Raw genomic sequence first — 26,174 nt, forward strand, 5'->3', positions numbered from 1 at the left:
AATAAGCGGCTTTTTTGTTTATCGCATTATTTAATGCTGAGATAAATATCTTGAAAATTAACAATAACCTTCAAGACGGGTTAAAGGCAATTTCTGACCAATGGCTTTTTCAATTTCCGGAAGATAGAACGCATCATCTTCAGACAGGAAACTGATACTTACCCCACTACTTCCCGCACGACCGGTACGGCCTATACGATGCACATAATCGTCAGACTGCTCAGGAAGGGTAAAGTTGATTACATGCGAAACACCGTCCACATGAATACCACGGCCTGCAACATCGGTCGCGATCATAATATTATGTTGGCCGTTCTTAAACTGATCCAGCATTTTTAGGCGCTTGTCCTGTGCAATTTCACCTGACAACATCACCACTTTATAGCCGTCTTTTTTCAGGTGATCATAAAGCTTACGTACCTGGTCACGACGGTTAGCAAAAATCATGACTTTTTCAATCGGCTCATCACGCAAGATTTCTTGCAACAATTTATATTTATCAGTTTTGGCAACCATATAAACGCGTTGCTCTACATCGGCATTGGTTTTCTTTTCCGGCTCAATTTCCACAGTCACCGGTTCGAACAACCACTGTTGCGCCAGATTCAATACATCATAGCTAAAGGTGGCAGAAAACATTAAGGTTTGACGCTGTTCTTTACGCGGAGAAAAACGCACAATCCGTTTTACCGATGGAATGAATCCCATATCCAGCAAACGGTCTGCTTCATCAATCACCAAAAATTCAATCTGGTCCAGCCAGACTTCTTTTTGCTCAACAAAATCGATTAAACGGCCTGGCGTCGCCACAATAATATCGACAAAATTTTTATCCAGCTGCGCTTTCTGCTTATCAAAATCTACCCCACCCAGCAAAGTCACCAGATGTAGATCGGTAAATTTGGTAAGCTCTTTGGCATCACTTTCAATCTGCAAAGCCAGCTCACGTGTAGGCGCAAGAATCAGCGCACGTGCTTCGCCACGAAAACGTTGCTCTTTAATCGGATTATTGAGCAAATCATTAATCACACTCACCAGGAAAGCCGCCGTTTTTCCTGTACCGGTTTGTGCACGACCAATGGCATCATGTCCAGCCAGAGTGAATTTTAAAACCTTTTCCTGAATAGGTGTCATTTCTTTGAAACCTAAAGCATCAATCGCCTGTTTCAGTTTCGGATGTAAATTTAAGGTTTCAAAACCAGATGACATATAAATGTGCTCTAACTTAATGATCAGGAAAAATAGGAATCTATTATAAACAAAAACGCCCCAAATTACATTGGGGCGTTCTCATGAATAATCAGGCGATTAGTCTAAAGGTTGTACTTCTTCAGCTTGGAAGCCTTTTTGACCTTTAACTACGCTGAATTCAACACGTTGGCCGTCACGAAGTGAACGGTGGCCGTCACCTTGGATAGCGCGGAAATGAACGAATACGTCGTCGCCGCCGTTACGTTGAATAAAGCCGAAGCCTTTAGTGTCGTTGAACCATTTAACTACGCCTTGTTCACGAGCTGTCATAAGTTAATCCTCATTGTATTTAATTAAAGGACCACCCGGTGTTGCAAACAGCAGAGTAAACAAGGTTTAAAAATAATTATTATTTCTAAGCTTGTAATCATTCTGTATTACTATTAACAAAATCCCGGTTACATCCATTGCAATATCCAATTTTAAGACATTTAAAATGCTGTCATAAATTTGAATACGCAACGAGCTTAACACGGGTTTATGACAATTCATACTGTTTTTTTTGATTAATCTTCTTTTTGATTCAGCTTCTTTTTTACTAATTATTTCCTTATTTTAGATAAGTACTTTTATGTTGAAGTTCTATAATTTTATTGGGCTTTGGCACTAAATTTGCTAATATTTATCGAAATTGAATTAGATATTAAATGCGATGAATGATCTGACCAATTCGGTAATAATCATTGATGCCATGGGCAAGCCTTGCCCCATGCCGTTATTGATGCTTAAGCGAGCGATCAAGAACAAATCGGGCGGCATATTTTTACTCAAATCTTCAGATCCACATAGTCAGCAAGATGTAACGCGTTATTGTTCAATGCATCAAATGAACTGCAATATGACTAAAATTTCTGATTTTGAATATCACTACTTAATTGAATCTTAATTATTTTCAATTAAACTAGAACGTTTCAAATGTGCATAAAAAATTACATTTCTCTACCCAAATTTCCTAAACTCGCTGAAATATTGGATTAAGATAAATTTATTAAGATGGTTATGTCATCCAACTCTCAAGGAGAACACATGAGTGACAGCAGCAATCAATTGATGCCCCTGTCATTATCGGCACCAGGGGTAAATCTCGGTGCTTATATAAGTACTGTCAATCAGATTCCTATTTTAACGGCTGAACAAGAAAAAGAGTTGGCCGAACGCTACTTTTACGACCAAGATTTAGATGCTGCGAAAATGCTCGTGATGTCTCATTTACGTTTTGTAGTTCATATTGCCCGCAGTTATGCCGGTTATGGTTTGCCGCAAGGCGACCTGATTCAGGAAGGCAACTTGGGCTTAATGAAAGCAGTGAAACGTTTTGACCCAAATATGGGCGTGCGCTTGGTGTCATTTGCCGTACACTGGATTAAAGCTGAAATTCATGAATACGTGATCCGTAACTGGCGTATTGTTAAAATTGCTACGACCAAAGCTCAACGTAAATTATTCTTTAATCTACGCAGTTTAAAAAAATCCAGTAAAAAACTCACTCTGGATGAAGCACAATCCATTGCCAATGACTTGAATGTCACACCTGAACAGGTGCTGGAAATGGAAGGCCGCCTGACCGCCTACGATGCTGCTTTTGAAGCGCAAGGCGATGATGATGATGAAGGTTCAACCCACGTCGCGCCAGCCTTATATCTGGAAGATAACCGTTATGACCCGGCACGTCTGGCTGAAGAAGACGACTATGAAGAACAAAGTACTTCTGCCCTGCATGATGCCATGGATCAACTGGATGACCGTTCGCGTAACATTTTACAGCGCCGCTGGCTGGATGATGAAAAATCGACGCTGCATGAACTGGCCGCGGAATATAATGTGTCTGCCGAGCGTATTCGCCAGCTTGAAAAAAACGCCATGGAAAAAATTAAAGTGGCCATGTCTTCCAACTAGATGACCGAACATATGCAAGGTATTTCGAAAAAAGGGCCAAGTGCTCTTTTTTCATATGCAGGCTGCAGTAATGTTGCTTTTTGCCTTCCGTGCAAGTACCAGAATATGCTAAGTTATGGGGCAAATTTACTCAGGTAGTCATTGCTTATGTGGATTGCAATTTCAGCCCTCAATTTAGCTTTTGCTGTCATGCTTGGTGCTTTTGGTGCCCATGGCTTAAAAACTCGTGCAACAGAAGCTCAATTGGCGTGGTGGCATACCGCAACTGATTATTTTTTCTATCATGCGCTTGGACTTTTGGCGCTGGCCATTTTAGCCAGAGTCATTCCCCAACTTCCCATTAAAGCCAGTTTTATCCTGATTCAGGTCGGTATTTTCTTTTTCTGTGGTTCACTCTATGTCATGGCCTTAGGCCTACCCCGCGGTTTAGGAGCAATTACCCCAATTGGCGGCGCTTTAATGATTGCAGGCTGGCTGGTACTAGCATGGAATGCCTTTAAATACGTGAAATAGAATAAGGGAATTAACGATGCAGATTTATTTGAATGGCGAAGAAAAAAATACCTCATGCACTAATTTACTAGAATTAATTCAAGAACTTGAACTTGAAGGTAAACGTTTTGCTGTAGAACAGAATGAAATGATCATTTCCAAAAGCAAGTTGGCACAGACCCCAATTTGCTCTGAAGATCATATTGAAATTATTCATGCCGTCGGTGGCGGTTAATCGGAGCTCCCATGGAAGACACCCCACTTATAATTGGTTCTCGTACTTTTAATTCACGCTTATTGGTTGGTACAGGTAAATATAAAGATTTAACTGAAACCGATTTAGCCATTCAGGCCAGCGGTGCAGAGATTGTCACGGTCGCAATCCGTCGGGTCAATATCGGCCAGCATCCTGATCAGCCGAATTTGCTTTCTGTAGTCCCACCAGAAAAATATACCATTCTGCCTAATACCGCAGGCTGTTTTGATGCAAACAGTGCCGTGCGTACCTGCATGCTGGCGCGTGAACTGCTGGACGGGCACAACCTGGTAAAACTGGAAGTACTGGGCGATGAAAAAACCCTTTACCCAAATGTTACCGAAACCTTAAAAGCAGCGCGTACCTTAATTGATGATGGTTTCGAGATTATGGTCTACACCTCGGATGATCCGATTATTGCTCAGGAATTAGAGAGCATGGGCTGTGTGGCAATTATGCCCTTAGGTAGCCTGATTGGTTCAGGTTTGGGGATTTTAAATCCGCATACCATTTCTATTATTAAGGAAAATGCCAAAGTTCCTGTACTGGTCGATGCTGGTGTAGGTACTGCCAGTGATGCTGCAATTGCAATGGAGCTCGGTTGTGACGGCGTACTGATGAATACTGCTATTGCTGCGGCGCAAAATCCTATCTTAATGGCCTCTGCGATGAAAAAAGCGGTTGAAGCGGGTCGCGAAGCATTCCTTGCAGGCCGTATGCCGCGTAAACGTATGGCCAATGCCAGTTCACCTGAAACCGGTTATTTCTTTAAATAAAGTTAGAATTTAAAAAAGGACTCAGAGGAGTCCTTTTTTATATGTTAAGAAAAATGTACTTAACTGACTAAGCCCTTTTGCATAATCCGAATTTTTACATCTAGCACGTCATCTTTAACCTGTTGCTGATAGGCTTGCATATGTGGAGTCTGTAAATGTGCATTTAAATGTTCAAGACTTTGCCACTGTTCTAGCATGGTAATTGAATCCGGAATTTTGGTCTGATAATCAACGTCCAATTCATGATCCATCAGCAACTCATAGCCATGACAGCCCGGTTCCTGCAAAACAACAGGTGTTATTTTTCTAAATGCATTTAATACATTTTCACGATGCTGGTCACCTGGGCGAATCTGAATATAGGCAATCACAATCAACATAACCTGCTCCTTAAACAACCGATCAATTAAGCAAAAATATCCATCAGATGTTGACGATAGTCATGTTCGTACTGAGCAACATTGGGTATTTTAATCACATCATTCACAATGAAAGTCTCTAAACTTTGCATACCCAAAAATTGATTGGCTTTATGAAAGGGTAGATATACCCCGTCGACCCCAACACCATGAAAAAATTGCTCAGGATCATTAAACGCTTCGATGGGTGCATTCCAAGTTAAGGATAGCATATACTTTTTATCGTGGATGAGGCCACCTGAACCATATTTTTTCGATGCATCCGAACGTGATCGGCCATCGCTGGCATATAAAATGCCATGACCTGCCGTAAAAATATCATCCATATATTTTTTTACTGTCCACGGCGCACCCATCCACCATCCCGGCATTTGATAGATAATGATATCGGCCCAGACATATTTTTGAATTTCCTGCTGAATTTCATAGTCGCTATCGGCACGGGAAATTTTAACGCTATGCCCCAGTTCACCAAGCACAGCATTTGCCAATTCAGTCAAGGTGTCATTTAACTCGCCACTCGAGTGTGCAAACTGCTTGGCACCATTCACAATCAGGATATTACTCATTTATTCGCCTTGAATCATATATTTTCATAAGGCCAATATACTCAAAGATCTTATTGATAAAAATTCATGAATTTGCAAAATACTATTGATAAAAAATCAACAATAAAACCATAGATCATCCCACATCCAACCAATTTTTAAACCTGAAAAAAGCACCTAAAGGTGCTTTTTAAATCAATATAAAAAATTAAGGAATGAGACCTTCATCCCGCATAGCAATCTGTACTGACTGACGTTCTGCCACTTTATTACGCAAGGCAACAATGTTCTTGTATGGCATTAAGTCATGTTCAATACCATTCGACCAGTTGGTTAATACGAATAGATACGCATCTGCCGGGCCAAAGTTATCATCCACCAGATAATCATTATCCGACTCGCCAATCACTTTATCGATATAAGTCAATAAACGGTCGATTTCTGCATAAGCTTTTTCTTTTGCTTCTTTCTCCAAGGGAGCACCAAAGAAAACCGCATAAGCATCATGTAATTCTGAGTTTAAATATCCCAACCATTCGAGAACTTTGGCACGTCCTAGCCCGGATGGCGGAATCAAATCTTGTTTAGGGTCGTGCTGAGCAAGGAAAGGTAAAATGGCAACGTTTTCAGTAAGGATCAAACCTGGATTAATTTCTAGAGCTGGAACATAACCTTTAGGATTAATCTCGTAATAATCAGCCCCTTTTTCTGTCTTGTGTGTTTTTAAATCAACGCGTTCCAAGTCAAAATCTACATTAATTTCATTCAAAATAATGTGAGACGCTAAAGAGCATGCACCTGGAGAATAATAAAGCTTCATACCTGATCCTTGTTATATGTCTATTCACTGTTTTAAATGGCTTCTAACAAACTTTCAAGTGATCAAACCTGTAAATTGCAAAAAAGCGTAAATATATAAAAATCATTTACCTTCTGAATATTGTCTAAATTTCGCATATTTTCAAGTCAAATTCATATGCTTTTTTGACTGAACTTGTTTTACCATACGCACCTTTAAAATTTGATGAAATCAATTCGTGTGATTAGCCTTAAAAAAGAACAATGGTTTTCCAATATCCGTAGCGATGTGTTGGCCGGATTGGTGGTCGGTTTAGCCTTAATTCCCGAATCTATTGCTTTTTCGGCTATCGCTGGTGTTGACCCGCAAGTAGGCTTATATGCCTCTTTCTGTATAGCGGTAACGATTGCTTTCTTTGGCGGTCGTCCTGCCATGATTTCTGCGGCTACAGGTGCCCTGGCCTTGCTAATGATTACCTTGGTGAAAGATTATGGACTGCAATATTTACTGGCAGCGACGATTTTAACCGGCATCATTCAAGTCATTGCAGGCTATTTTAAAGTCGCAAAACTGATGCGCTTTGTCTCGCAGTCTGTGGTGTATGGTTTTTTAAATGCTCTCGCCATTTTGATTTTTGCCGCACAACTGCCGGAAATTAATAAAATGGATAGCTTAGGCTATTTATTTATGGTGCTGGGACTAGGCATTATTTACCTGTTTCCTTATCTGCCCAAAATTGGCAAAACCATTCCCTCTCCTTTAGTCTGTATTGTTGTGCTGAGTGCTTTAGCAGTATTTTTGGGTGCCGACATGCGTACTGTCAGTGATTTAGGACAGTTCCCCGAGACTTTGCCAATTTTCCTGATTCCAGACATTCCGCTGAACTTTGAAACCCTACAGATCATCTTTCCTTATTCCATCACCCTTGCTACGGTCGGTTTACTTGAAACCATGATGACCACCACGGTGATTAATGAAATCACCGGAACGGAGGCTGACCGCCATCAAGAATGTCGTGGCCAAGGAATTGCCAATATTATCAGCGGTTTTATGGGCGGTATGGCGGGTTGTGCCATGATCGGCCAGTCGATTATTAACGTCTCTTCAGGTGCACGTACCCGACTGTCGACTTTTGTGGCTGGGGTATTTTTACTCTGCCTGGTCGTTTTCTTCAAAGACTGGTTGGCTTATGTGCCGATGGCAGCATTGGTGGCGATTATGCTGATGGTGGCCTTCACCACTTTCCAGTGGGATTCAGTGAAACAGTTCCGTCAGCATCCTGCTGCATTTAATGTGGTGATGATTGCTGTGGTGATTGTGGTACTGGCAACGCATAACCTGGCTTTAGGCGTGTTGACTGGTGTGCTGCTGTCTGCGCTGTTTATTATTAACAAGCTGGAAAGTGCGGTGAAAGTCGTATCCAGCTGTACGGATGAGATGCGTCATTACACCATTTATGGTCAGATTTTCTTTAGCAGTTCCGAAAAATTTTTCCAGTTTTTTGACTTTAAAGAAAATGTTTTCAAAGTCGTGATTGATCTGAGTCATGCTCATGTCTGGGATATTACTTCAGTGAATATGCTGAATAACGTGGTGCAAAAATTTAAAGATCAAAATATTGAGGTTGAAGTGATAGGCCTGAATGAAGCCAGCAGTACCTTGATTGATCAATACAATCAATCCTCATGAAAGATAAACAGCTTTCATGTTCTTTTATTTTTAAAGCTGCTTTTAGCGACCGAAAAAACCGAGAAAAGTTTGACTTGTTAGGTGCAGGACTTAAAATACCGCATTCGAATTTTTTACATTTGCCAAAGTTATGTCGAACGATCAATTAGACCAGCAAGTCGTAGAGCTGGACAACTTGAATGAACATCGCGAAATTGTCACTTTTATGCGCCGTTCATCTCCGCTGAATACCTCTCAACGTACTGCGCTTGAACAATATGGTCAGCTCATTTTGGAATATCCGGTGGGTGATTTGCGTCAGCATTTTGAACATCCTGAACGCCCACTTACGGTGGAAATTGGTTTTGGTATGGGTCGTTCACTGGTACTCATGGCAAAAGCCAATCCTGAACGCAACTATGTCGGCATTGAAGTCCATGTTCCGGGTATCGCACAATGTGTGTATGAAGCCGGTATGGCAGGCTTAACCAACCTGCGTTTACTTGATGCCGATGCCATTCAGGTGCTTCGTGAAATGCCAGACAACAGTATTAATGCCATTCAGCTGTATTTTCCTGATCCTTGGCAGAAGAAACGTCATTTCAAACGTCGCTTTGTATCACACGACCGTATGCCGCTGGTGGAACAGAAACTGGAAATGGGCGGGACTTTCCACTCAGCAACCGATTGGGAACCTTATGCTGAATGGATGCTGGACGTTTTGGATAACCGTCCAAACCTTGAAAATATGGCCGGCAAAGGCAACAGCTATCCACGTCCAGACTGGCGCCCACAAACCAAATTTGAACGTCGCGGTTTAGAGGAAGGTCATAAAATTAACGACTTCCTGTTCAAGAAAATCAAATAACCTTAATCGACAGAATAAAAAATGGCTCATATCAATGAGCCATTTTTTATACTCAAAGTTTAAGCTTTTATCGCCATATAACCTTGATAGGATAAAATCTGGGTAAACCGCTGCACAGCATCGAAACCACTCGCTTTCAGTTGTTCAAAAGTTTCCTGCTCCGATAATGGATAAAAATCATCCTCCATGCGTTCTACCATGGCCGCAGCTTGTGCTGGGGTCAAACCATTTGCGTCACAAATCTGTTTTAATGTTTCCAGCTCATGAGCCGAGTTTATTTTGGTTAAGTCAAAAGTTATGAATATGCCCTGAGCTTTTAAACGTGAATAAATACCTTTAAAGAACTTGGGCTTATCCGCATAATTGACAAAATGCGTCACCAGAATGGAAAGTGCGGCATCATAGGATGGGCCAGTTTTTAACTGGTCTACATCACCCAATACAAACTCCACCCGATGCAATGCATTTAAGGCGTGGATATGATGTTTGGCTTTATCCAGCATGTTTTGCGACAACTCTGTTGCGGTAAAAGTCCATTCAGGAAACAACTGGACCAGATGACCCAGCTCATAGCCGGTACCACAACCGACAATCAGCACATGCGCATACTCATCCACATAAGTTTTTAATAAAGCCGTAATTTGCTGATGTACCACTTCATAACCAGGAATGAGCTTCCGGATGTGTAAATCATAACCGTCTACCACATACTGGCTATTAAAATCCTTTGCCATAAGTGCCTCCCTTTACAATGCATGACCTGAATTTATTTAAGTTTAAGTGACTCATCAGGATGATGCGATTGCAAAATCTGTTGGCTCATCAGATTGTAAATATTTTTCAAATCTTCCCGTTTGGCATCATCCAGCATCTGTTGATGCATATTCAGGATATTTTGATCTCCCCGCATTGCAGGCCCGGTCTGCATCTGCTTAGGGTCATGCTGTACAGCTTTATGGGCGGTTTCCAAAATTAACGGGTAAAGCAGCGAGAAATCGACTTGCTGTGCATCGACCACCTGCTTCGCCATGTCATAACAATAATTGCTGAAATTACAGGCAAATACAGCCGCCAAATGCAGGCTTAAACGTTGCGCCGATGAATATTGATAGACTCGTGAACTTAAGCTATTTGCTAGATTGGTCAATTGCGCCAGATCATTCTGCTGGACTGCTTCCACAAACAATGGCGTGGCCTGCCAATCTACTTCTCGGGCCAGGCTAAAAGTTTGTAAAGGATAAAATACTCCGGCACGTGCATGAACCTCTGCCAGAACTTGAATATCGGTACTGCCTGAGGTATGCACAATCAAGACATCGGCTAATTGTGCATGCACCTGTTGAATGACCTCAGCAATTACTTGATCGCTCACTGCAATAATCACCAAATCCACATCTGCTTGAAGTTCTGCAATATTGACTATTGCCTGTGCAGTGACCTGACTTGCCAAAGTCTGGGCATGTTCTAAAGTCCGGCTATAGATCTGTACAATTTGATGATTTTGGCTTAAAACAGCAGCCAGATGATGCGCCACGCGTCCCGCACCAATAAAACTAATTCGCATACCTAAGTTCACGTTTTACAATTCTGTACAAGCATGCCAATAATAAAAGGACGAATCAATTCGTCCTTTTATTTAATTGCAATTCAATATGTATGGATAAGTGTACTTTTTTTAAACCGAGATAAAGTTGACCTTTCACTTATTACTGCTTATTTACACCCTGCTCACCCACTTCACGTACCACGCCTGTTTCGGTATTTAATACTTCAAACTCAATACGGCGATTTTTGAATTGTCCTTCAAGCGTTGCATTATCCGCTACAGGTTGCTGCGAACCATAACCCATCGCCTGCAACTGGGCCGGATCAACGCCTTGTTTGACTAGATAATCCACAACGGCTTGAGCACGTTTTTGCGACAATGCCTTATTTTTTTCGGCACTCCCTACGGCATCTGTATGCCCTTTAACAGTTAAATGGACCTGTGGCGCGCGTTTAATCAAGGCAGCAGCCTGATCCAGAATCGATTTATTGGCATCTGGAATCTCGGCACTTGCGGTAGCAAAATTGATAATCTGCATATTCAGTGCGGTTGCAATATCCAGTGCACGAATCTGCTCTGGATTAATTTCCGCCAATGCTTGTTCTGCATTGCTATTGCCGGTAGCAATGGCAGTATCGGGATCTACAACTGCTGATGCACTCTGCATTCCAGCCGGAGTCAGCACAGTCATGTTTTTTGCTAGGGGACGAATTTGAGCTGCAAGCTGTTCAGCATCCGCCGGATGAGCAGTCTGAATGAAGAGCTGATCTCCCATCCAGGTTAATGAGACATTAGGTACACCTTTGACCAGTTTCAATACGCTTGGAATGACATCCTGATCGATAAATTCTGAATGATAACGGCTATTGTTTTCTACACCACAACCGATATTGTGATTAAAAATCTGTTTAATTTCTTGTTGTAAAATATCAATATAATTTGCATTACCGGAATAGAGCTGACATGTGATTAAATCTCCTGTCGAACCGGTACTGAGTTGCAATTTTGCCGGTTCACTACTCGCTGTTTCAGCAGGTATACCACTGGCTGGAGTACTTTCTTTTTTATCTGAACACGACTTAAAAATAAATGCCAATAGCGCAGCTAAAATAAGGAAAACAATCAAGGGAATTAAAAAACCTGATTTCTTTTTTTCCTCAATGACCTGATAAGGGTCAACGGGGGGCACTTGATGTAAAGTTTGCCCCGATGCAGTATCCATCCCTAAAGCGCTGAGGAGTGCGGGAGCCCAATGTGGCAAAGCACTGAATACTGCGGGCCAATGGCTTGCAATAAGATGGGTAATGGCACTAGGTTCGGAAGATCCAGCCTCATCTTCCAGTACTCTCAAAGTTGGTGCTATAGAACGATTGAGCGTTGATTCGATTGTTTTAGTCGGCGCCGTGCCTGAAATCTGTTGCAAAAATTCCTGCTTTAAAGAGGGGTTGATGATAAAGATATCGCCCAGTCTTGGATTTAATTGATTCTGTAAATTTATAATAAACTCTGGTTTAGATTTAAAGATAGATAACAAAATGGGGATAAAACTGCTTAAGGCCTGACTTTTCTCACTCAGGTATTCGGTTTCACCCTCCAAAACCGTTGCAGATACTTTCTGCTTTAATAAATCAATCAAATTAAGATTCATGGCTTATTCCTCTTATTGTCTTTTTATCATGTCCTTTTTTAGTCTATTCGTTCATTTTTTAGTCAGTGTAATAAATTGTATTATTTGAATACTATTATTTTTCAATAATAAAAAAGCCAGCCGAAGCTGACTTTCTTAAATTTTACATTCAATCTAATCGCTTAAGCCGCAAAAGTTTTAATCACTTTACCCACCACTTTCTGGTTAATCAGCGGGGTATTTTTACCTTGAGACACGATGCTTTCTTTGCTGACTGTCCACTCAAGTTGAGGATCAAGCAAAGCCCAGCCCGCTTCTTCAGTCCAGCGTTCTAGCATGTTTGCTACTTTTGCCGGTGCAACGGTAACTTTTTCCACCCACTCCAAAGGCTCAAATAAACCTTCATTGATGAGTTGAATACCAAAAGGTACAAATGTATCAAATGCAGTAAAACCTGGTTGGGTTTCAGCAAATGGCGCCATTTTTGCAGAACTGCTCAGTGGTTCATGGTGAGTCGTAATCGCATCAATGATGCCATCTTTCACACCCTGACGCAGCAAGTTCTTGTCTTGCTCGGAACGTAAAGGCGGACGTACATGAGCAAGTGAATTGAAGCCATCAATCAGCTGATCGGTCAGATGTAACTGGTGCATAGCCACATCACAAGTTACTGGCAAACCTTTTTCTTTTGCAATACGAATCAGTTCCACAGAAGCACCGCAAGACAATAAGCCGAAGTGAGCACGGACTTTAGTCGCTTCAATCATCAGCAGATATTTTGCAATCGCAACGGTTTCAGCCAAAGCTGGAATCATCGGCAAGCCCTGACGTGAAGCAATAAAGCCTTCATGCACACAACCGTCTTTGGCAATTTGTGGTTCTTCCGCATAGAACACGACGGTCATATTCAGCCCAGCAGCATACTCCAGGGTACGAATCACTACATCATCATCGGCAAACGGTGCATTGGCATTGGAAACTGCAGTACAGCCACCCTTTTTCAGACTCGCCATATTGGCAGGTTGATTGCCTTTCAAACCTTGCGTTTGTGCACCAATCACCTGCAAATAAATGCCACCATCCAGCATGGCTTTTTCCACCAGACCATGAATTAAAGCACCATTGTCTTGTACGATCGGTTTTGAGTCTGGTGGGGTAAACACATGCAGAATACCGTTTTCACGGGCAGCTTTGCCTTCAGACTTTAAAGTCCCATGCTGCTGCTGACCCGGTTCACGTAAACGCGCGCACAGATCCACCATAGTTGGCATCAGCCATTTACCTTGCCCGTTAATCGTTTCAGTGACATTAGCAGTTTCAGCAACTCGTTTGCCATTTTCAATATATACAGTCTGTACGCTGTCGGTTTTATTGATGGGGTCCAAGACACGTACATTTTCAATTTTTACAATACTCATGACTTTCCCTTATCCCGCAACCGCTTCTAACAAACCTTTTTCTTGCAACTGACCTTGCATTGCCAGAGCCAATACCGCCATACGTACTGCAATACCGTTGGTCACCTGATGCAGAATCACTGACTGGGTGCCATCGGCAATACTGGAATCAATTTCCACACCACGGTTCATTGGGCCTGGATGCATCACGATGCAATCCGGTTTTGCCATAGCCAGACGCTCTTTGTTCAGACCGTACATTTTGTAAAATTCAGCTTGTGAAGATAAAGCGGGTGAATCAATACGTTCGTTTTGAATACGCAGGGTAATGATCACGTCGCAATCTTTAATGCCTTCTTCCATGTTGTTAAATAAACGGACACCTTCGCCATATTCAGCAAAACCATAAGGCAGCAAGGTATTTGGCGCAATCACACGGATATCTTTACAGCCTAAAGTTTGCAGTGCCGCAACATCTGAACGTGCTACACGTGAATGCTTGATGTCACCAATAATGGCAATGCTGATATCTTCAAAATTCTTTTTGGTTTCACGGCGAATGGTCAGCATGTCCAGCATCGCTTGTGTCGGATGTGCATGACGGCCATCACCGGCATTAATAATGGCAACATTCGGGCAGACATCTTTGGCAATAAAATGCGGCGCACCTGAAGATGAATGACGCACCACAAAAATGTCGGTTGCCATGGCTTCCAGATTCCACAAGGTGTCACGCAGGGTTTCGCCTTTAGAGGTACTAGAACGCGCAATATCAATGTTGAGCACATTGGCAGACAAACGCTTTGCTGCAGCTTCAAAAGTGGTACGGGTACGGGTAGAGTTCTCGAAAAACAGGTTCATCACCGTACGACCTTCGAGAAGATTATTGGTAATCAGCTGATTTTGGTCATTAAAAAAGGACTGCGCAGTGTCCAATATTTTTGTGAGTGTTTCTTTAGAAAGACCCTCGATGGTGAGGAAGTGTTTTAAGTTACCATCTTGGTTGAGTTGAATCTGGCTCGGAGTATGCAATGCCGCCAAGTGCATGAGAGATTCCTTATACGTTAAGTCAACGTATTATACAGAGTTTAAGCGATTTAAATAGTTCAGCTTGATCTTACTTGTCTAAAAAGCAGCTCGGTATTTGGAATAAAAAATATAATTCCCATTTAATTTTTCAATAAGATAAATTAACCATTCAATGATTTAGCCATCTGATTTTTAAAATAAAAACAGGTAACTCAGCCTGATTCCGAGTTACCCTAGACAACTAACGTAGAGCCCCAATGTAGCGGTTTGCCCCTTGTGCACGCTCTATATCTTCTTGAGTGGGTTCAACCGAAATTAATTCTTCATGTTGGGTGAACTGAATTTCATTTTCAGGCTCTTCATCAGTTTTTAGTCCCAGCACTTTAGTCAAACGTTCAACTAGGCGAAGTAATTCAGGGTCTTGTGTCTGTTTCGCCATTGCCACCACATGTTCGGCATATTCGACATTCTCTGTAAGATAGCTTGCATCAATCACACGCCCTGATACCCGTCTTAACCGTGCATAAATAAGTGTTGCCACTGAAAAAACTTCATTTGTAATGATTACACTTTCTGACATTTGTCATTCCCATCTCTAAAAAAGAAAGTGAGGCATCAAGTGCTCTTCTTGATCAAGCAGCCTCACTGGGCTATGCAGCAATATCTGTACCAATATCAAAAAAAGCTCACATGATTCAACATATGAGCTCTCTTAAAATGATGTTTTTATTATATTTTAGAATAGGCTAAAACTTACATGGCCTTCGTCAAAAACTTTTTTATTGGCATTATTTTCCTTCGAAAGACGAATCTGTTGATCTTCTCCATTTGTAAGTTCACGATCATCCTGTAAGTCTAAAAGCACTCGCAAACGTTCCACATAGCTGGCAAGCTCTGGATCCTTTGTCTCAAGTGCAAGTGTGACCACATGATGTGCATAGGAACGATCCTGCATTAAATACATGACATCAATAACCCGGCTATTCACTTTCCTTAAGCGTGCATATAATAATGTCGCAACTGAAAAAATATCATCCTTTTTTGCTGTAATATTCACATTTTTCCCTCAATAAAATCCATTCATTAAACTTTAAAACTTACTTTTAAGCGCAATGTAATTTTACATATCGTCTGAATTTTCAATTGGCTTTTTATTCCAACATTTAGAGCTTTTTATAATTAATACACTGACCTAAGTCGCTTGAAGTTTTCAAAATATAAAAAGTTTTCAGCACTAAAATAAGTTAAACTTATACAAGTTTTTATTTTATTTTTTCGGTCTCTCTATTTTATGAATACCTCTTCACGTTTAAGCAATTACTGGGTCACCTGTGCAGATGGTCTTGAAACCTTACTCCGCGAGGAAATTGAAGGTTTAGGTGTTCAAAATATTGAACAGTTACCGGGTCGTTTGATTTTCAAAGGCACACTGGCAGATGCATACCGTATTTGCATGTGGTCTCGTTTGGCTTCACGTGTTTTAACCCCTATTCATGTTCATGAACTTGAATTTACCCATGACGCACGTGATGTTGCAGAAGAGCTCTATGAAGGTGCAATCAACTTTGACTGGTCACTCATTTTCGCACCACAAAGTACATTTGCCATTCGTTTACATGTAGAACGTGAAATCAAGGTCAATACACAATTCGCAACTTTACGGGTAAAAGATGGTGTGGTGGATTCCTTTATGGAAGCTGTGGGTAAACGCCCAAGTATCGACATCAAACAGCCAGAAATTACCCTCTATGTACTTGCTGGTAAAACTGCGCATACCTATTGTCTGGATTTATCTGGCGATTCCTTACATAAACGTGGCTATCGTCATTACATGACCGATGCGCCGATTAAAGAAAATCTTGCGGCAGCCATTCTGCAAAAAGCCCAATTAAAAAAACGTAATCCCGATATTATTCTCGACCCGATGTGTGGTTCAGGGACCTTTATCATTGAATCATTGATGATGCTGACTGACCGTGCTCCTGGCCTGGTACGTCGCTTTGGCTTTAATGGCTGGAATGGTCACGACCATGAACTGTGGATGTCAATTAAGGCAGAAGCCGCAGAACGCCATCAAACAGCATTGCAACAACAGCCTTTACCGCAGTTTTATGCCTATGATGCAGACTGGGAAGCAGTCAAGGCCACCAAGCAAAACATCATTGCAGCCGGTTTTGAAAAGCTGCTTGACCATATCAAAATTGAAGAGCGCACGCTGGCTGATTGGCCTGATTTCAAGGCTGAAGGCAAAACCTCATTTATTGTCACCAACCCGCCTTATGGTGAGCGTTTAGGTGACAAAGCCTCTAACCGTGCCTTATATTTAGGTTTATCTGCCCTGCTACAAAAGAACTTCCCGAACCAGTATGCTGCGGTAATTGCTGCGCAGGTTGAACAAGCCGACGTGCTGGCATTCAATGAACCGCAAATTCTGCGTTTGATGAATGGTAAACTGCCGATTTATGTACGTTTCGGCATTATTAAGCCTGCACCAGTATCAGAACCGTTCTTGGCTCACTGGCAACCGCAGCAGTTCGAGCCGATTGAAGGTGCTCAGGACTTTACCAACCGTCTGCAAAAAAACATGCAGAATCTAAAAAAATGGGCAGTAAAAGAAAACATTTACTGTTTGCGTTTATATGATGCCGATTTGCCTGACTTTAATGTTGCGGTAGATTTATATGGTGACCGTTTACATGTGCAAGAATATGCACCACCAAAAACCATCGATCCGGAAAAAGCTAAAAAGCGTTTTAATCTTGCTTTACAAGCCATTCGTGCAGTGACCGGTTTAGGTCGTGATGCCATTTTCATTAAAACCCGTGCACGTCAGGAAGGTAAAAACCAGTACACTAAACAGAGTACTGCGTCTAAACGTTTTATCGTACAGGAAGGCAAAGCCAAAATTTTAGTCAACTTGACGGATTATCTGGATACCGGCCTGTTTCTGGATCATCGTCAAATGCGCTTGCGTATTGCAGCAGAAGCGAAAGGAAAGCATTTCCTCAACCTGTATAGTTATACCTCTACAGCAAGCCTACACGCAGCTTTAGGGGGCGCTGCCAGTACCACCAGTGTCGATTTATCCAACACTTACCTGAACTGGTCCAAAGAAAACTTTGTCTTGAACGGTTTAACCGTAGATCATGCCGATGAACAACACCAGTTCTTTGCCAGTGACTGTTTTGAATGGCTAAAAGAAGGTCATGAACAATATGACCTCATTTTTATCGATCCGCCAACCTTCTCGAATTCGAAAAAGTTTTATGGTACCTTTGATGTACAACGTGACCATTTATCCCTCATCAAGCGTGCCATGAACCGCCTGACTACAGAAGGAACTTTATACTTTTCGAATAACTATCGTGGTTTCGAGATGGATGAAGAAATTCTGGCGTTCTTTGATGTTCAGGAAATTACCAATGAAACCATTGGACCAGACTTTAAACGTAATACCAAAATCCACCGTGCATGGAAAATTCAACATCCACAAAATGGCTAATATATTTTAGATACTGCACTAACTAAAAAGGCTGCCTATCTGGCAGCCTTTGTTTTTACATATGTTAATTTAAAAATTTCTTTTCACCGTATTTATATTCAATACCGATTTTTAAGATATCACCTTCCCGTTTCGCTTGCAGCGTCTGCTGCATACCATCCAGCATTTGCTCAAGTTCCTGGTCAGATAAGGTTTTACCGCCCTGTTGCAGATAGTTTTTCATGATGGTTTTCATGATCTGTTTATCATATTCAAGATTGGCCTGATATTCGACCAGATTCGGTGCCATTTTAACCAAACTTTCAAAAGAGGATTGATGCCCCGGCATCACCTTTCCTGTCAGGCTGGCTTTGGCATAACCCTCACCCACCTTAATTTGATTATTCTGCGATTCAAAAGCAAAACCGTCATTTACAATGGCCAGGAAACTGCTCACCATATCCTGATTGAGTTCTTCTTTTGCTATACATGCTGCACTACTTTTTTCCAATAAATCAAAAAAATTCTGCACTTTTTGTCGATTAAGATCAGTCAGCTTAAAATTCATTTCAAAATCATGAAAACTAGGAGTTTTATACATGGTCATTTCATCAATTTTGACCTGAGTATCAAAAGCAACCTTGGTTTTATCGAGCTGAGTATTTACCCGCAAAGCAAAGCCTTTTAATTCACCACTGCCAAACTGCTGTACATTTCGATCCGTACGCTGAATTGAAGCAATATTTAAACGAGCTTCCCCCTCCTTCAGAACCGTGTTTAAACCCTGATTGCTTTCAAACTCTAAATCGCGCATCTGCATCTGCATCTGCATCTGGCCCAACTTATCATTCACCATCATATTCGGAATTTGAAATTTTACATTCAACACATCGAATTGGTCATCTTTTGATTTGGCAAGCATTGTAAAAGTCATGGGATCAATGCGGGTTTGTATATCTGCCTCATTTTTCTCATACACTGGGGTGACAAGTGAAGTGTGCATTCTTCCCAACCAATCAATTTTTGTTTGAACTGTTAACGGTTGCTTCAGTAAACGTTGGAAGGTTGCATCACCTTGCTTTAGGAAGATTTTTGATTGAATCTGATAGCCATTCCAGCTGCGCTTGATTTGATCTTGCCCGCTGATCATCAGGATATCTTTAGGCTTACAGGGATTAAGAGTGAATTCGGCCGTCCAGTCGGCAGAACCCTGCATCACGCCCATATTAAAATTTTTATACTGAATCGACATGAAATTTGATTTTTGAGACTGCTGATAATAGGAAGTTAAACTTTTGTCTGCATATAAATTCCCTCCTATGACCGCTGTTGCCAATACCACAATGCTTCCCAGACCCCAAGTTAATTTTGACATAGTATCTGCTCTAGATTTATGTGTTTTTATTAAATAATAAGTATAAGTAATTTTTTTAATAAAAGATAATTATTTTTAATAATTAATAACTTATACACATAAAAAACCAAAAAAACTTTAAAAATTATGTCAATTTTTTACCTAAAATTTCACTTTTTCGACTGAAATTGTCAGGCATAAAAAAACCCAGCCGAAGCCAGGTTTTTTCTATTTACAGCACATTAACTTAATTTCATTTTTTCAAATTCAAGATGACCATTTTCCCCTTTTACGAAAATGGTATCTCCTGGCAGAAAATCACCACTCAGGATTTTTTGAGCCAATGTATTTTCTACTTGTTGCTGGATAGCACGCTTCAATGGACGAGCACCATACACAGGGTCAAAACCGGCATCAATCAACTGATCAAATGCAGTATCATCCACTGAAAGACGCATGTCTTTTTCGCTTAAACGTGCACGTAAACGATCCAGCTGAATATCGGCAATACCACGAATTTGCGCTTTTTTCAGTGAATGGAACACGACCAGCTCATCAATACGGTTAATAAATTCCGGACGGAAATGTTGAGATACAGCCGCCATCACCACTGCACGAACTTCATCATCGGTTGCACTGTCACCAAGTTCGCGTACATCTTGTGAACCCAGGTTTGAAGTCAACACAATTACCGTATTTTTAAAGTCCACCACACGACCTTGCGAGTCAGTTAAGCGGCCATCATCCAGTACTTGCAGCAAAATATTAAATACGTCTGGATGTGCTTTCTCCACTTCATCAAACAACACTACGCTATAAGGTTTACGGCGTACTGCTTCAGTCAAGATACCGCCCTCTTCATAACCGACATATCCCGGAGGCGCACCCACCAAACGGCTGACCGAATGTTTCTCCATGAACTCACTCATATCGATACGCACCATGGCATCATCACTGTCAAACAGGAAGTTGGCCAAGGCTTTGGTCAATTCGGTTTTACCCACCCCGGTTGGGCCAAGGAACAGGAATGAACCACTTGGACGGTTCGGATCAGACAATCCTGCACGCGAACGACGCACTGCATTAGAGACTGCTACTACGGCTTCATCTTGCCCAACCACACGGTTATGCAGGAATTCTTCCATATGCAGCAATTTTTCACGTTCACCTTGCAGCATTTTCGCTACAGGAATACCGGTTGCAGCACTGACCACTTCGGCAATTTCATTTTCTGTAACTTTGGTACGGATCAGTTTCGGTTCCTCACCATTTTCTTCAGCAACTTCTTCAGCAGCAAGACGTTTTTGTAATTCAGGAATAACCCCGTATTGCAAACGGCTGGCTTCTGCCAAGTCACCTTCACGCTGGGCTTTTTCAAAGGCGGTACGCGCTTTATCAAGTTCAACTTGCGCCTGACTGGTGCCTTCAACCAGTCGTTTTTCAGCAATCCACTGTTCTTCCAGATCGCTGTATTCACGCTGTACTTCTTCGATCTGTTTTTCCAGATGGCTGACTTCTGCCTTGCTTACCGAATCTGCATCCTGTTTCACCGCTTCCAGCTGCATTTTCAACTGAATTAGGCGACGGTCCAAACGATCGAGTGGCTCAGGCTTGGAGTCAATTTCCATTTTAATCCGCGAAGCTGCTTCATCAATCAGGTCAATGGCTTTATCGGGCAATTGACGGTCAGTGATATAGCGGTGCGACATTTTCGCTGCGGCAATAATCGCTGAATCCAGAATCTGTACACCATGATGGGTCGCATATTTCTCTTTTAAGCCACGCAGAATTGCAATGGTATCTTCAACGCTTGGTTCATCGACCAATACTTTTTGGAAACGGCGTTCCAGTGCAGCATCTTTTTCGATGAACTGACGATATTCATCTAATGTGGTTGCACCAACACAGCGCAGCTCACCACGGGCCAATGCAGGTTTAAGCATATTGCCTGCATCCATGGCACCTTCGCCCTTACCTGCGCCTACCAGGGTATGTAATTCATCAATGAAGAGGATGATTTCGCCTTCATGTTTGGCCAAATCTTTCAGAACTGCTTTTAATCGCTCTTCAAACTCACCGCGATATTTTGCACCCGCCAGCAATGAACCCAAGTCCAAAGATAAAACCCGTTTACCTTTCAGGCCTTCCGGAACTTCACCGTTGACAATACGTTGTGCCAAGCCTTCGACAATTGCCGTTTTACCTACTCCAGGCTCACCAATCAGTACCGGATTATTTTTGGTACGGCGTGACAAGACCTGAATGGTACGTCGGATTTCTTCATCACGACCAATCACAGGGTCAAGTTTGCCGGACATGGCACGTTCAGTTAAGTCTATGGTGTATTTATTGAGTGAATCACGTTGATCTTCATGGGTATTACTCATGACTTTTTCGTCACCTCGAATTTTTTCAATCGCTTTGCGTAAGCTTTCAGTAGTTACGCCGACATTATTTAATAAAGTTTTGGTTGCACCAGTTTCCGCTAAAGCGAGTAGCACCCAGTCGGTAGATAAAAACTCATCCCCGGCTTTTTGGGCATAGCTGTCTGCCAGATTTAAAGCCCGTACCGCTTCAGGATTTAAGTTGATGTCCCCAGTTGGATTAGCGATGGTCGGCGCATCTTGAAGCGCTTGCTGCACTTTGGTTTGCAGATCACGCAGATTTGCTCCGGCTTGCTGAAACAGGCTGATATTGGCAGGCTCTTCCAGTAACACCGATAAAATGTGAATACCTGAGATGGCAGTATGGTCTTTACCCATGGCCAGAGACTGAGCATCTGATAAGGCTTGCTGCAAGCGATTTGTAAATTTTTCAAAACGCATTCTTATTTTTCCTCACAACAAATTTTGTACTTGGATAATAGATGGGAATGGCTTGATATTTTTCAATAACATTTTTAAAAAATATTTTTAATTTTCAACAACTAAACCAAATTAATATAAAGCTTGGATGTTAGTTATAATATGGGTGTTTAAGCTAATTTTTTCAAGCGTATTGTGATCATTTATGTATGAAATTCTCTTCCCTAGGCATTTTGTATCTTTTAATAAGGAATGGAATCATCAAAGCTTTTAAAAAACTATTGTGATTATGAATACATCAATCAACTTGATGAATATTCTAGAAATGCATGTTTAGAGGACAGGATTCACCCAAAGTATAATGGGTTACTGTTGAATCCCTCTTAGAGTGAAATGCGTTTTTACTTTATACCTTTTTAATTGTGATGCAGAATAAAAAATGGCAATCCAAAAATGGATTGCCATCTGGATTTCATTATTCAACTTCAATAATTTCAAAATCGTGGCTAATTTCCACCCCACCATCCGATAACATTTTGCTTGCAGAACAGTATTTTTCAGCTGAAAGTTCAACTGCTTTAGCGACCTGTTTTTCTTTGACTGCTTTACCCGTTACCACAAAATGTAAATGGATTTTGGTAAACACGGCTGGGATGCTATCCGCACGTTCAGCTTTGAGCTGACATACAACATCCGTCACATCTTGGCGAGATTTCTTTAAAATAGTCACAATATCAAAGGAAGCACAGCCACCAAGTCCCATTAATATCAACTCCATAGGACGTGGTCCACGGTTTTGACCACCATATGCCTCGGCCCCATCCATTACAATTTGGTGACCACTTTCCGATTTTGCTTCAAAAGCAACATTCTCTAGCCAATGAACGCTTGTTTGCATTGCAACTACCTGAAAAAAACTATAAATTTACGACGTACCTGTACACTAACATAAATTGAGTTGATAAGGAATTTCAGCTCTTCTGTGTGACAAGTTCACTTTAGGTCTTGTGCGATCTATTAATTATCCATATTCGGAACCGTTAGCATGACTTCAAACTTTTCACAACTTAGCACTGATGCGCTGTCTCCTGGTCAACTCCCTGAGTCAGTAAAAGCATTATTAAAACGTGCATATATAAATCGTTATCCAAAACGCACTGCAATTGTAGATGCAGGCTCAGAATCAAAATCGCTTTATTTGATTTTAAAAGGTTCGGTATCCATTATTTTACGTGAAGATGATGATCGTGAAATTGTGGTTGCCTATTTGAATGCTGGAGACTTTTTTGGGGAAATGGGTCTTTTTGAAGCAAATCCACAACGTACTGCAGAAGTTCGTACACGCGACGTATGTGAAATTGCCGAAATCACCTATGAAAACTTCCACGAATTAAGCAAACAGTATCCAGACCTGAGCTATGCCGTATTTGCCCAGCTTGTACGTCGCTTAAAAAATACCACTCGTAAAGTGACTGACCTGGCATTTATTGATGTATCTGGCCGTATTGCACGCTGCCTGATTGACCTGTCTTCTCAACCAGAAGCCATGATTTTACCGAATGGACGTCAAATCCGTATTACCCGTCAGGAAATTGGCCGTATTGTTGGTTGTTCCCGTGAAATGGTCGGTCGTGTCCTCAAAACACTGGAAGAACAAGGCATGATCCTGACTGATGGTAAAGCCATCCTGATTTATGATGTTTCTGCTGAAGATAGCAATGCAGCTTTAGAAGACGAGGATGATGAAGAATAAGTTTTCTTCCATTCACCATAAAAGCAAATCCTAAGATTTGCTTTTTTTTATGTCCGTAATTTGCAACCTGTTCTTTTTAAATTTTTATGACAACTTTAAAACAATTCATGATTTACCCCTGATGCAAAAATCAGTTAGCCTAATGCACAATGTTAAACCTGATAAAAATTAAGGGATCAACCTCTATGCAACTCAAACCTTTAGCCAATACAGGGATTCTTGTGCCTGAAATTTGTTTAGGCACCATGACCTTTGGTGAACAAAATACCCAGGCAGAGGCTTTTCAACAGCTTGAATATGCATTGGATCAGGGGTTATTTTTTTGGGATACCGCAGAAATGTATCCGGTCCCGCCAAAACCTGAGACTCAAGGAGCAACTGAAACCATCCTGGGCAACTGGATTGCACAACGTGGTCAGCGTGACCAGCTGTTCATTACCTCAAAAATCGCCGGTCCCTCACAAGGCGGCAGCCATATCCGTGATGGCCAAACACGCTTTACTGCAGCTGAGATTAGCTCGGCAATTGATGGCTCGTTAAAACGCCTGCAAAGCGATTATATTGACCTGTATCAATTGCATTGGCCACAACGCCCAACCAATTTCTTCGGAAAATTGGGTTATGGCAATACAGAAGCGCACAATCAACAGCAAGTCACTGCCTTAGAAGAAACCTTAAGCGCCTTAAGTGATGAAATTAAAAAAGGCCGTATCCGTTATATTGGGCTGTCCAATGAAACCCCATGGGGAACTTTAAAATTTTTACATCTGGCTGAAAAGTTAGGCTTGGAAAAATTTGTCAGCGTGCAAAATCCGTATAGCCTGTTGAACCGGACTTATGAAATTGGCATGTCTGAAATTGCCCATTATGAAAATGTCGGCTTACTTGCCTATTCACCTTTAGCTTTTGGTTACTTGACCGGTAAATTCCGTCATGGTGCTCGTCCAGCCAATGCACGGGTCACCCTATTTTCCCGTTTTAGCCGCTATAGCAATCCTGAAAGTGAATGGGCAACTGAACAGTATGCTCAGCTTGCAGAGCGACATGGCTTAACCCTAACCCAACTGGCATTGGCATTTATTAAGCAGCAGTTCTTTGTCACCAGTACCATTATTGGCGCAACCAACCTGGATCAACTGAAAGAAAATATTCAGGCTTTTGACATTGATTTATCAGCAGAAGTTTTACAGGGCATTGAAGATATTCACCGCAAGCAGCCGAATCCAGCGCCCTAATTTTATTTTAAAGCAGTGCTTAAAATAAAATGAGAAACGTTAGTGCTTTTATTCGATAACTTCAAAATTATTGACACAATCTTCCCTTGCGCACTCAGAATATATTCTGAGGATGCTCATCCCCCATAGGAAGAGGGAGTAAAAGCAAAAAAGGATGCTATAGGCATCCTTTTTTATGAATAAAACAACAATTAGCGTCTGTTATAAATAGCTTGAGCTGCAGGCAAGTTTTTACGCATTGCTTCGATACGCTGACCATTTGAAGGGTGAGTCGACAGGAATGATGTACCACCTGCACCTTCTAACTTGTTCATTTTTTCCCAAAGGGTAATCGCGGCTTGCGGGTTATAACCGGCACGTGCCATTAGCATTAAACCACCTTGGTCTGCACGGCTTTCAAGACTACGTGAATATGGCAAGCCCACACCCACTTGTGTGCCTAACTGAGCTGCTGCTGCACCCAATTGACCGACATTATTGCCTGCATAGCCTAAACCAATGTTTAAAGCCAGGTCAGTTAAAGCTTGTGCACCAATTTTTTGTTTGGAATGTTCTTCCAGGGCATGCACCATTTCATGCCCCATCACAGCTGCAATTTCAGCATCGGTCAGATTAAGTTTATTCACAATACCAGTGTAAAACACCACTTTACCCCCTGGTGCCACATAAGCATTAATCTGGTCTGATTTCAGCACAGCCAATTGCCAGTCAAACTTTTGGCCTGTCTGGTTGATTTGATCACCATAAGGTTTTAGACGTAAAAATACCGAATTAATTCGCTTATAAGTGGTAGATGAAGTATCTAAGGTTTTATTGGCACTTGCTTCCTGAACAGTTTTATTAAAGCCCTGCGCAGCAGTAACATTTAATGTGGATGAATCTGCCCCAGCCATATCCGCTACAGTGGTACAACCTGAAATAGTGATTACACTCGCTGCACACAAACTTAAAATCAGCTTGCTGTTCATTATAATA

26 protein-coding genes are annotated in these 26,174 nt (G+C 41.6%); 10 read left to right on the forward strand and 16 right to left on the reverse strand.

Translation table 11 applies throughout. From position 1 onward, the window contains the following. Positions 1-57 precede the first annotated feature (57 nt). Both rhlB and FTT87_RS04040 read right to left on the reverse strand, forming a co-directional pair. On the reverse strand, positions 58-1,209 hold the full coding sequence (gene rhlB, locus FTT87_RS04035; RefSeq protein WP_086195564.1) for an ATP-dependent RNA helicase RhlB: 1,152 nt from the start codon (positions 1,207-1,209) through the stop codon (positions 58-60). 99 nt (positions 1,210-1,308) lie between these two features. Beyond that, on the reverse strand, positions 1,309-1,521 hold the full coding sequence (locus FTT87_RS04040; protein WP_004648643.1) for a cold-shock protein: 213 nt from the start codon (positions 1,519-1,521) through the stop codon (positions 1,309-1,311). A gap of 382 nt (positions 1,522-1,903) precedes the next feature. Here FTT87_RS04040 and FTT87_RS04045 point away from each other — a divergent pair, with 382 nt between their 5' ends. The 5 genes from FTT87_RS04045 to FTT87_RS04065 all read left to right on the forward strand — a co-directional run bounded on the left by FTT87_RS04045 (position 1,904) and on the right by FTT87_RS04065 (position 4,671). Next, positions 1,904-2,137, forward strand: coding sequence for a sulfurtransferase TusA family protein (locus FTT87_RS04045; RefSeq protein WP_180041784.1), 234 nt, complete (start codon positions 1,904-1,906; stop codon positions 2,135-2,137). A 140-nt stretch (positions 2,138-2,277) separates the two neighbouring features. Next, complete coding sequence (gene rpoH, locus FTT87_RS04050; RefSeq protein ID WP_086195566.1) at positions 2,278-3,147, forward strand: RNA polymerase sigma factor RpoH; 870 nt, start codon at positions 2,278-2,280, stop codon at positions 3,145-3,147. A 147-nt stretch (positions 3,148-3,294) separates the two neighbouring features. Further along, positions 3,295-3,660: a DUF423 domain-containing protein gene (locus tag FTT87_RS04055; protein WP_086195567.1), complete on the forward strand. Its 366-nt coding sequence runs from the start codon at positions 3,295-3,297 to the stop codon at positions 3,658-3,660. A gap of 16 nt (positions 3,661-3,676) precedes the next feature. After that, entirely contained in the window at positions 3,677-3,874 is a 198-nt protein-coding gene (thiS, locus tag FTT87_RS04060; protein WP_180041786.1) for a sulfur carrier protein ThiS, read from the forward strand. An 11-nt stretch (positions 3,875-3,885) separates the two neighbouring features. Then, positions 3,886-4,671 carry a thiazole synthase gene (locus FTT87_RS04065; RefSeq protein WP_086200191.1) on the forward strand — a complete coding sequence of 262 codons (786 nt, stop codon included), beginning with the start codon at positions 3,886-3,888 and terminating at the stop codon, positions 4,669-4,671. Between the two features lie 59 nt (positions 4,672-4,730). Here FTT87_RS04065 and FTT87_RS04070 read toward each other — a convergent pair whose 3' ends face one another. From FTT87_RS04070 to FTT87_RS04080, 3 genes are all read right to left on the reverse strand, one after another. Continuing rightward, entirely contained in the window at positions 4,731-5,051 is a 321-nt protein-coding gene (locus FTT87_RS04070; RefSeq protein WP_180041793.1) for a putative quinol monooxygenase, read from the reverse strand. Positions 5,052-5,077: 26 nt separating this feature from the next. Beyond that, positions 5,078-5,659 (reverse strand): NAD(P)H-dependent oxidoreductase, encoded by a 582-nt coding sequence (locus FTT87_RS04075; RefSeq protein WP_180041795.1) that lies wholly within the window; start codon positions 5,657-5,659, stop codon positions 5,078-5,080. A gap of 187 nt (positions 5,660-5,846) precedes the next feature. Continuing rightward, entirely contained in the window at positions 5,847-6,458 is a 612-nt protein-coding gene (locus tag FTT87_RS04080; RefSeq protein ID WP_086195571.1) for a glutathione binding-like protein, read from the reverse strand. A 219-nt stretch (positions 6,459-6,677) separates the two neighbouring features. On the opposite strand from FTT87_RS04080, the gene FTT87_RS04085 reads away from it, so the two are divergent. Together FTT87_RS04085 and trmB are read left to right on the forward strand one after the other, a co-directional pair. Continuing rightward, positions 6,678-8,126 (forward strand): SulP family inorganic anion transporter, encoded by a 1,449-nt coding sequence (locus FTT87_RS04085; RefSeq protein ID WP_180174499.1) that lies wholly within the window; start codon positions 6,678-6,680, stop codon positions 8,124-8,126. Between the two features lie 130 nt (positions 8,127-8,256). Continuing rightward, a complete protein-coding gene (gene trmB, locus FTT87_RS04090; RefSeq protein WP_166166644.1) occupies positions 8,257-8,973 on the forward strand; it encodes a tRNA (guanosine(46)-N7)-methyltransferase TrmB in 717 nt (238 codons plus the stop codon). Positions 8,974-9,032: 59 nt separating this feature from the next. Here trmB and FTT87_RS04095 read toward each other — a convergent pair whose 3' ends face one another. The 7 genes from FTT87_RS04095 to FTT87_RS04125 form a co-directional block, all read right to left on the reverse strand. Continuing rightward, a complete protein-coding gene (locus tag FTT87_RS04095; RefSeq protein WP_180174451.1) occupies positions 9,033-9,707 on the reverse strand; it encodes a class I SAM-dependent methyltransferase in 675 nt (224 codons plus the stop codon). 32 nt (positions 9,708-9,739) lie between these two features. Beyond that, positions 9,740-10,537 carry a Rossmann-like and DUF2520 domain-containing protein gene (locus FTT87_RS04100; RefSeq protein WP_180174452.1) on the reverse strand — a complete coding sequence of 266 codons (798 nt, stop codon included), beginning with the start codon at positions 10,535-10,537 and terminating at the stop codon, positions 9,740-9,742. A 142-nt stretch (positions 10,538-10,679) separates the two neighbouring features. After that, positions 10,680-12,167 (reverse strand): OmpA family protein, encoded by a 1,488-nt coding sequence (locus FTT87_RS04105; RefSeq protein WP_180174453.1) that lies wholly within the window; start codon positions 12,165-12,167, stop codon positions 10,680-10,682. Positions 12,168-12,328: 161 nt separating this feature from the next. Further along, a complete protein-coding gene (locus FTT87_RS04110) occupies positions 12,329-13,564 on the reverse strand; it encodes a dihydroorotase (protein ID WP_180041803.1) in 1,236 nt (411 codons plus the stop codon). A 9-nt stretch (positions 13,565-13,573) separates the two neighbouring features. Further along, positions 13,574-14,590, reverse strand: coding sequence for an aspartate carbamoyltransferase catalytic subunit (locus FTT87_RS04115; RefSeq protein WP_086195586.1), 1,017 nt, complete (start codon positions 14,588-14,590; stop codon positions 13,574-13,576). Between the two features lie 223 nt (positions 14,591-14,813). Further along, positions 14,814-15,152, reverse strand: a complete 339-nt coding sequence (locus FTT87_RS04120; RefSeq protein WP_180041805.1) for a hypothetical protein — start codon at positions 15,150-15,152, stop codon at positions 14,814-14,816. Between the two features lie 156 nt (positions 15,153-15,308). Next, positions 15,309-15,629, reverse strand: coding sequence for a hypothetical protein (locus tag FTT87_RS04125; protein WP_180174454.1), 321 nt, complete (start codon positions 15,627-15,629; stop codon positions 15,309-15,311). A gap of 234 nt (positions 15,630-15,863) precedes the next feature. On the opposite strand from FTT87_RS04125, the gene rlmKL reads away from it, so the two are divergent. Beyond that, positions 15,864-18,074, forward strand: coding sequence for a bifunctional 23S rRNA (guanine(2069)-N(7))-methyltransferase RlmK/23S rRNA (guanine(2445)-N(2))-methyltransferase RlmL (gene rlmKL, locus FTT87_RS04130; protein WP_180041809.1), 2,211 nt, complete (start codon positions 15,864-15,866; stop codon positions 18,072-18,074). A gap of 64 nt (positions 18,075-18,138) precedes the next feature. Here rlmKL and FTT87_RS04135 read toward each other — a convergent pair whose 3' ends face one another. From FTT87_RS04135 to FTT87_RS04145, 3 genes are all read right to left on the reverse strand, one after another. Further along, complete coding sequence (locus tag FTT87_RS04135) at positions 18,139-19,428, reverse strand: hypothetical protein (RefSeq protein WP_180174455.1); 1,290 nt, start codon at positions 19,426-19,428, stop codon at positions 18,139-18,141. A gap of 221 nt (positions 19,429-19,649) precedes the next feature. Further along, positions 19,650-22,232, reverse strand: a complete 2,583-nt coding sequence (gene clpB, locus FTT87_RS04140) for an ATP-dependent chaperone ClpB (protein WP_180174456.1) — start codon at positions 22,230-22,232, stop codon at positions 19,650-19,652. 454 nt (positions 22,233-22,686) lie between these two features. Beyond that, positions 22,687-23,109 (reverse strand): OsmC family protein, encoded by a 423-nt coding sequence (locus tag FTT87_RS04145; RefSeq protein ID WP_166166676.1) that lies wholly within the window; start codon positions 23,107-23,109, stop codon positions 22,687-22,689. 147 nt (positions 23,110-23,256) lie between these two features. On the opposite strand from FTT87_RS04145, the gene crp reads away from it, so the two are divergent. Beyond that, entirely contained in the window at positions 23,257-23,964 is a 708-nt protein-coding gene (crp, locus tag FTT87_RS04150) for a cAMP-activated global transcriptional regulator CRP (RefSeq protein WP_180174457.1), read from the forward strand. Between the two features lie 185 nt (positions 23,965-24,149). Then, the gene (locus FTT87_RS04155; RefSeq protein WP_180174458.1) at positions 24,150-25,199 is read left to right on the forward strand and encodes an NADP(H)-dependent aldo-keto reductase; all 1,050 of its coding nucleotides are present in this window, start codon (positions 24,150-24,152) and stop codon (positions 25,197-25,199) included. A gap of 191 nt (positions 25,200-25,390) precedes the next feature. Here the strand turns inward: FTT87_RS04155 and FTT87_RS04160 are convergent, their stop codons facing one another. Continuing rightward, on the reverse strand, positions 25,391-26,167 hold the full coding sequence (locus FTT87_RS04160) for a M48 family metallopeptidase (protein ID WP_166166685.1): 777 nt from the start codon (positions 26,165-26,167) through the stop codon (positions 25,391-25,393). Between the last annotated feature and the right edge of the window lie 7 nt (positions 26,168-26,174).

It is taken from the genome of Acinetobacter sp. YH01022, assembly GCF_013420235.1.
Lineage (GTDB): Bacteria > Pseudomonadota > Gammaproteobacteria > Pseudomonadales > Moraxellaceae > Acinetobacter.

Excerpts from the sequence above, each read along its gene's own strand:
- FTT87_RS04115 (WP_086195586.1), bottom strand. The coding sequence starts at position 14,590 with ATGCACTTGGCGGCATTGCATACTCCGAGCCAGATTCAACTCAACCAA.
- FTT87_RS04080 (WP_086195571.1), bottom strand. The coding sequence starts at position 6,458 with ATGAAGCTTTATTATTCTCCAGGTGCATGCTCTTTAGCGTCTCACATT.
- trmB (WP_166166644.1), top strand. The coding sequence starts at position 8,257 with ATGTCGAACGATCAATTAGACCAGCAAGTCGTAGAGCTGGACAACTTG.
- thiS (WP_180041786.1), top strand. The coding sequence starts at position 3,677 with ATGCAGATTTATTTGAATGGCGAAGAAAAAAATACCTCATGCACTAAT.
- rhlB (WP_086195564.1), bottom strand. The coding sequence starts at position 1,209 with ATGTCATCTGGTTTTGAAACCTTAAATTTACATCCGAAACTGAAACAG.
- clpB (WP_180174456.1), bottom strand. The coding sequence starts at position 22,232 with ATGCGTTTTGAAAAATTTACAAATCGCTTGCAGCAAGCCTTATCAGAT.
- FTT87_RS04040 (WP_004648643.1), bottom strand. The coding sequence starts at position 1,521 with ATGACAGCTCGTGAACAAGGCGTAGTTAAATGGTTCAACGACACTAAA.
- FTT87_RS04155 (WP_180174458.1), top strand. The coding sequence starts at position 24,150 with ATGCAACTCAAACCTTTAGCCAATACAGGGATTCTTGTGCCTGAAATT.
- FTT87_RS04075 (WP_180041795.1), bottom strand. The coding sequence starts at position 5,659 with ATGAGTAATATCCTGATTGTGAATGGTGCCAAGCAGTTTGCACACTCG.
- FTT87_RS04065 (WP_086200191.1), top strand. The coding sequence starts at position 3,886 with ATGGAAGACACCCCACTTATAATTGGTTCTCGTACTTTTAATTCACGC.
- FTT87_RS04095 (WP_180174451.1), bottom strand. The coding sequence starts at position 9,707 with ATGGCAAAGGATTTTAATAGCCAGTATGTGGTAGACGGTTATGATTTA.
- FTT87_RS04045 (WP_180041784.1), top strand. The coding sequence starts at position 1,904 with ATGAATGATCTGACCAATTCGGTAATAATCATTGATGCCATGGGCAAG.
- FTT87_RS04055 (WP_086195567.1), top strand. The coding sequence starts at position 3,295 with ATGTGGATTGCAATTTCAGCCCTCAATTTAGCTTTTGCTGTCATGCTT.
- FTT87_RS04100 (WP_180174452.1), bottom strand. The coding sequence starts at position 10,537 with ATGCGAATTAGTTTTATTGGTGCGGGACGCGTGGCGCATCATCTGGCT.
- crp (WP_180174457.1), top strand. The coding sequence starts at position 23,257 with ATGACTTCAAACTTTTCACAACTTAGCACTGATGCGCTGTCTCCTGGT.
- rlmKL (WP_180041809.1), top strand. The coding sequence starts at position 15,864 with ATGAATACCTCTTCACGTTTAAGCAATTACTGGGTCACCTGTGCAGAT.
- rpoH (WP_086195566.1), top strand. The coding sequence starts at position 2,278 with ATGAGTGACAGCAGCAATCAATTGATGCCCCTGTCATTATCGGCACCA.
- FTT87_RS04145 (WP_166166676.1), bottom strand. The coding sequence starts at position 23,109 with ATGCAAACAAGCGTTCATTGGCTAGAGAATGTTGCTTTTGAAGCAAAA.
- FTT87_RS04135 (WP_180174455.1), bottom strand. The coding sequence starts at position 19,428 with ATGTCAAAATTAACTTGGGGTCTGGGAAGCATTGTGGTATTGGCAACA.
- FTT87_RS04110 (WP_180041803.1), bottom strand. The coding sequence starts at position 13,564 with ATGAGTATTGTAAAAATTGAAAATGTACGTGTCTTGGACCCCATCAAT.
- FTT87_RS04070 (WP_180041793.1), bottom strand. The coding sequence starts at position 5,051 with ATGTTGATTGTGATTGCCTATATTCAGATTCGCCCAGGTGACCAGCAT.
- FTT87_RS04160 (WP_166166685.1), bottom strand. The coding sequence starts at position 26,167 with ATGAACAGCAAGCTGATTTTAAGTTTGTGTGCAGCGAGTGTAATCACT.
- FTT87_RS04105 (WP_180174453.1), bottom strand. The coding sequence starts at position 12,167 with ATGAATCTTAATTTGATTGATTTATTAAAGCAGAAAGTATCTGCAACG.
- FTT87_RS04120 (WP_180041805.1), bottom strand. The coding sequence starts at position 15,152 with ATGTCAGAAAGTGTAATCATTACAAATGAAGTTTTTTCAGTGGCAACA.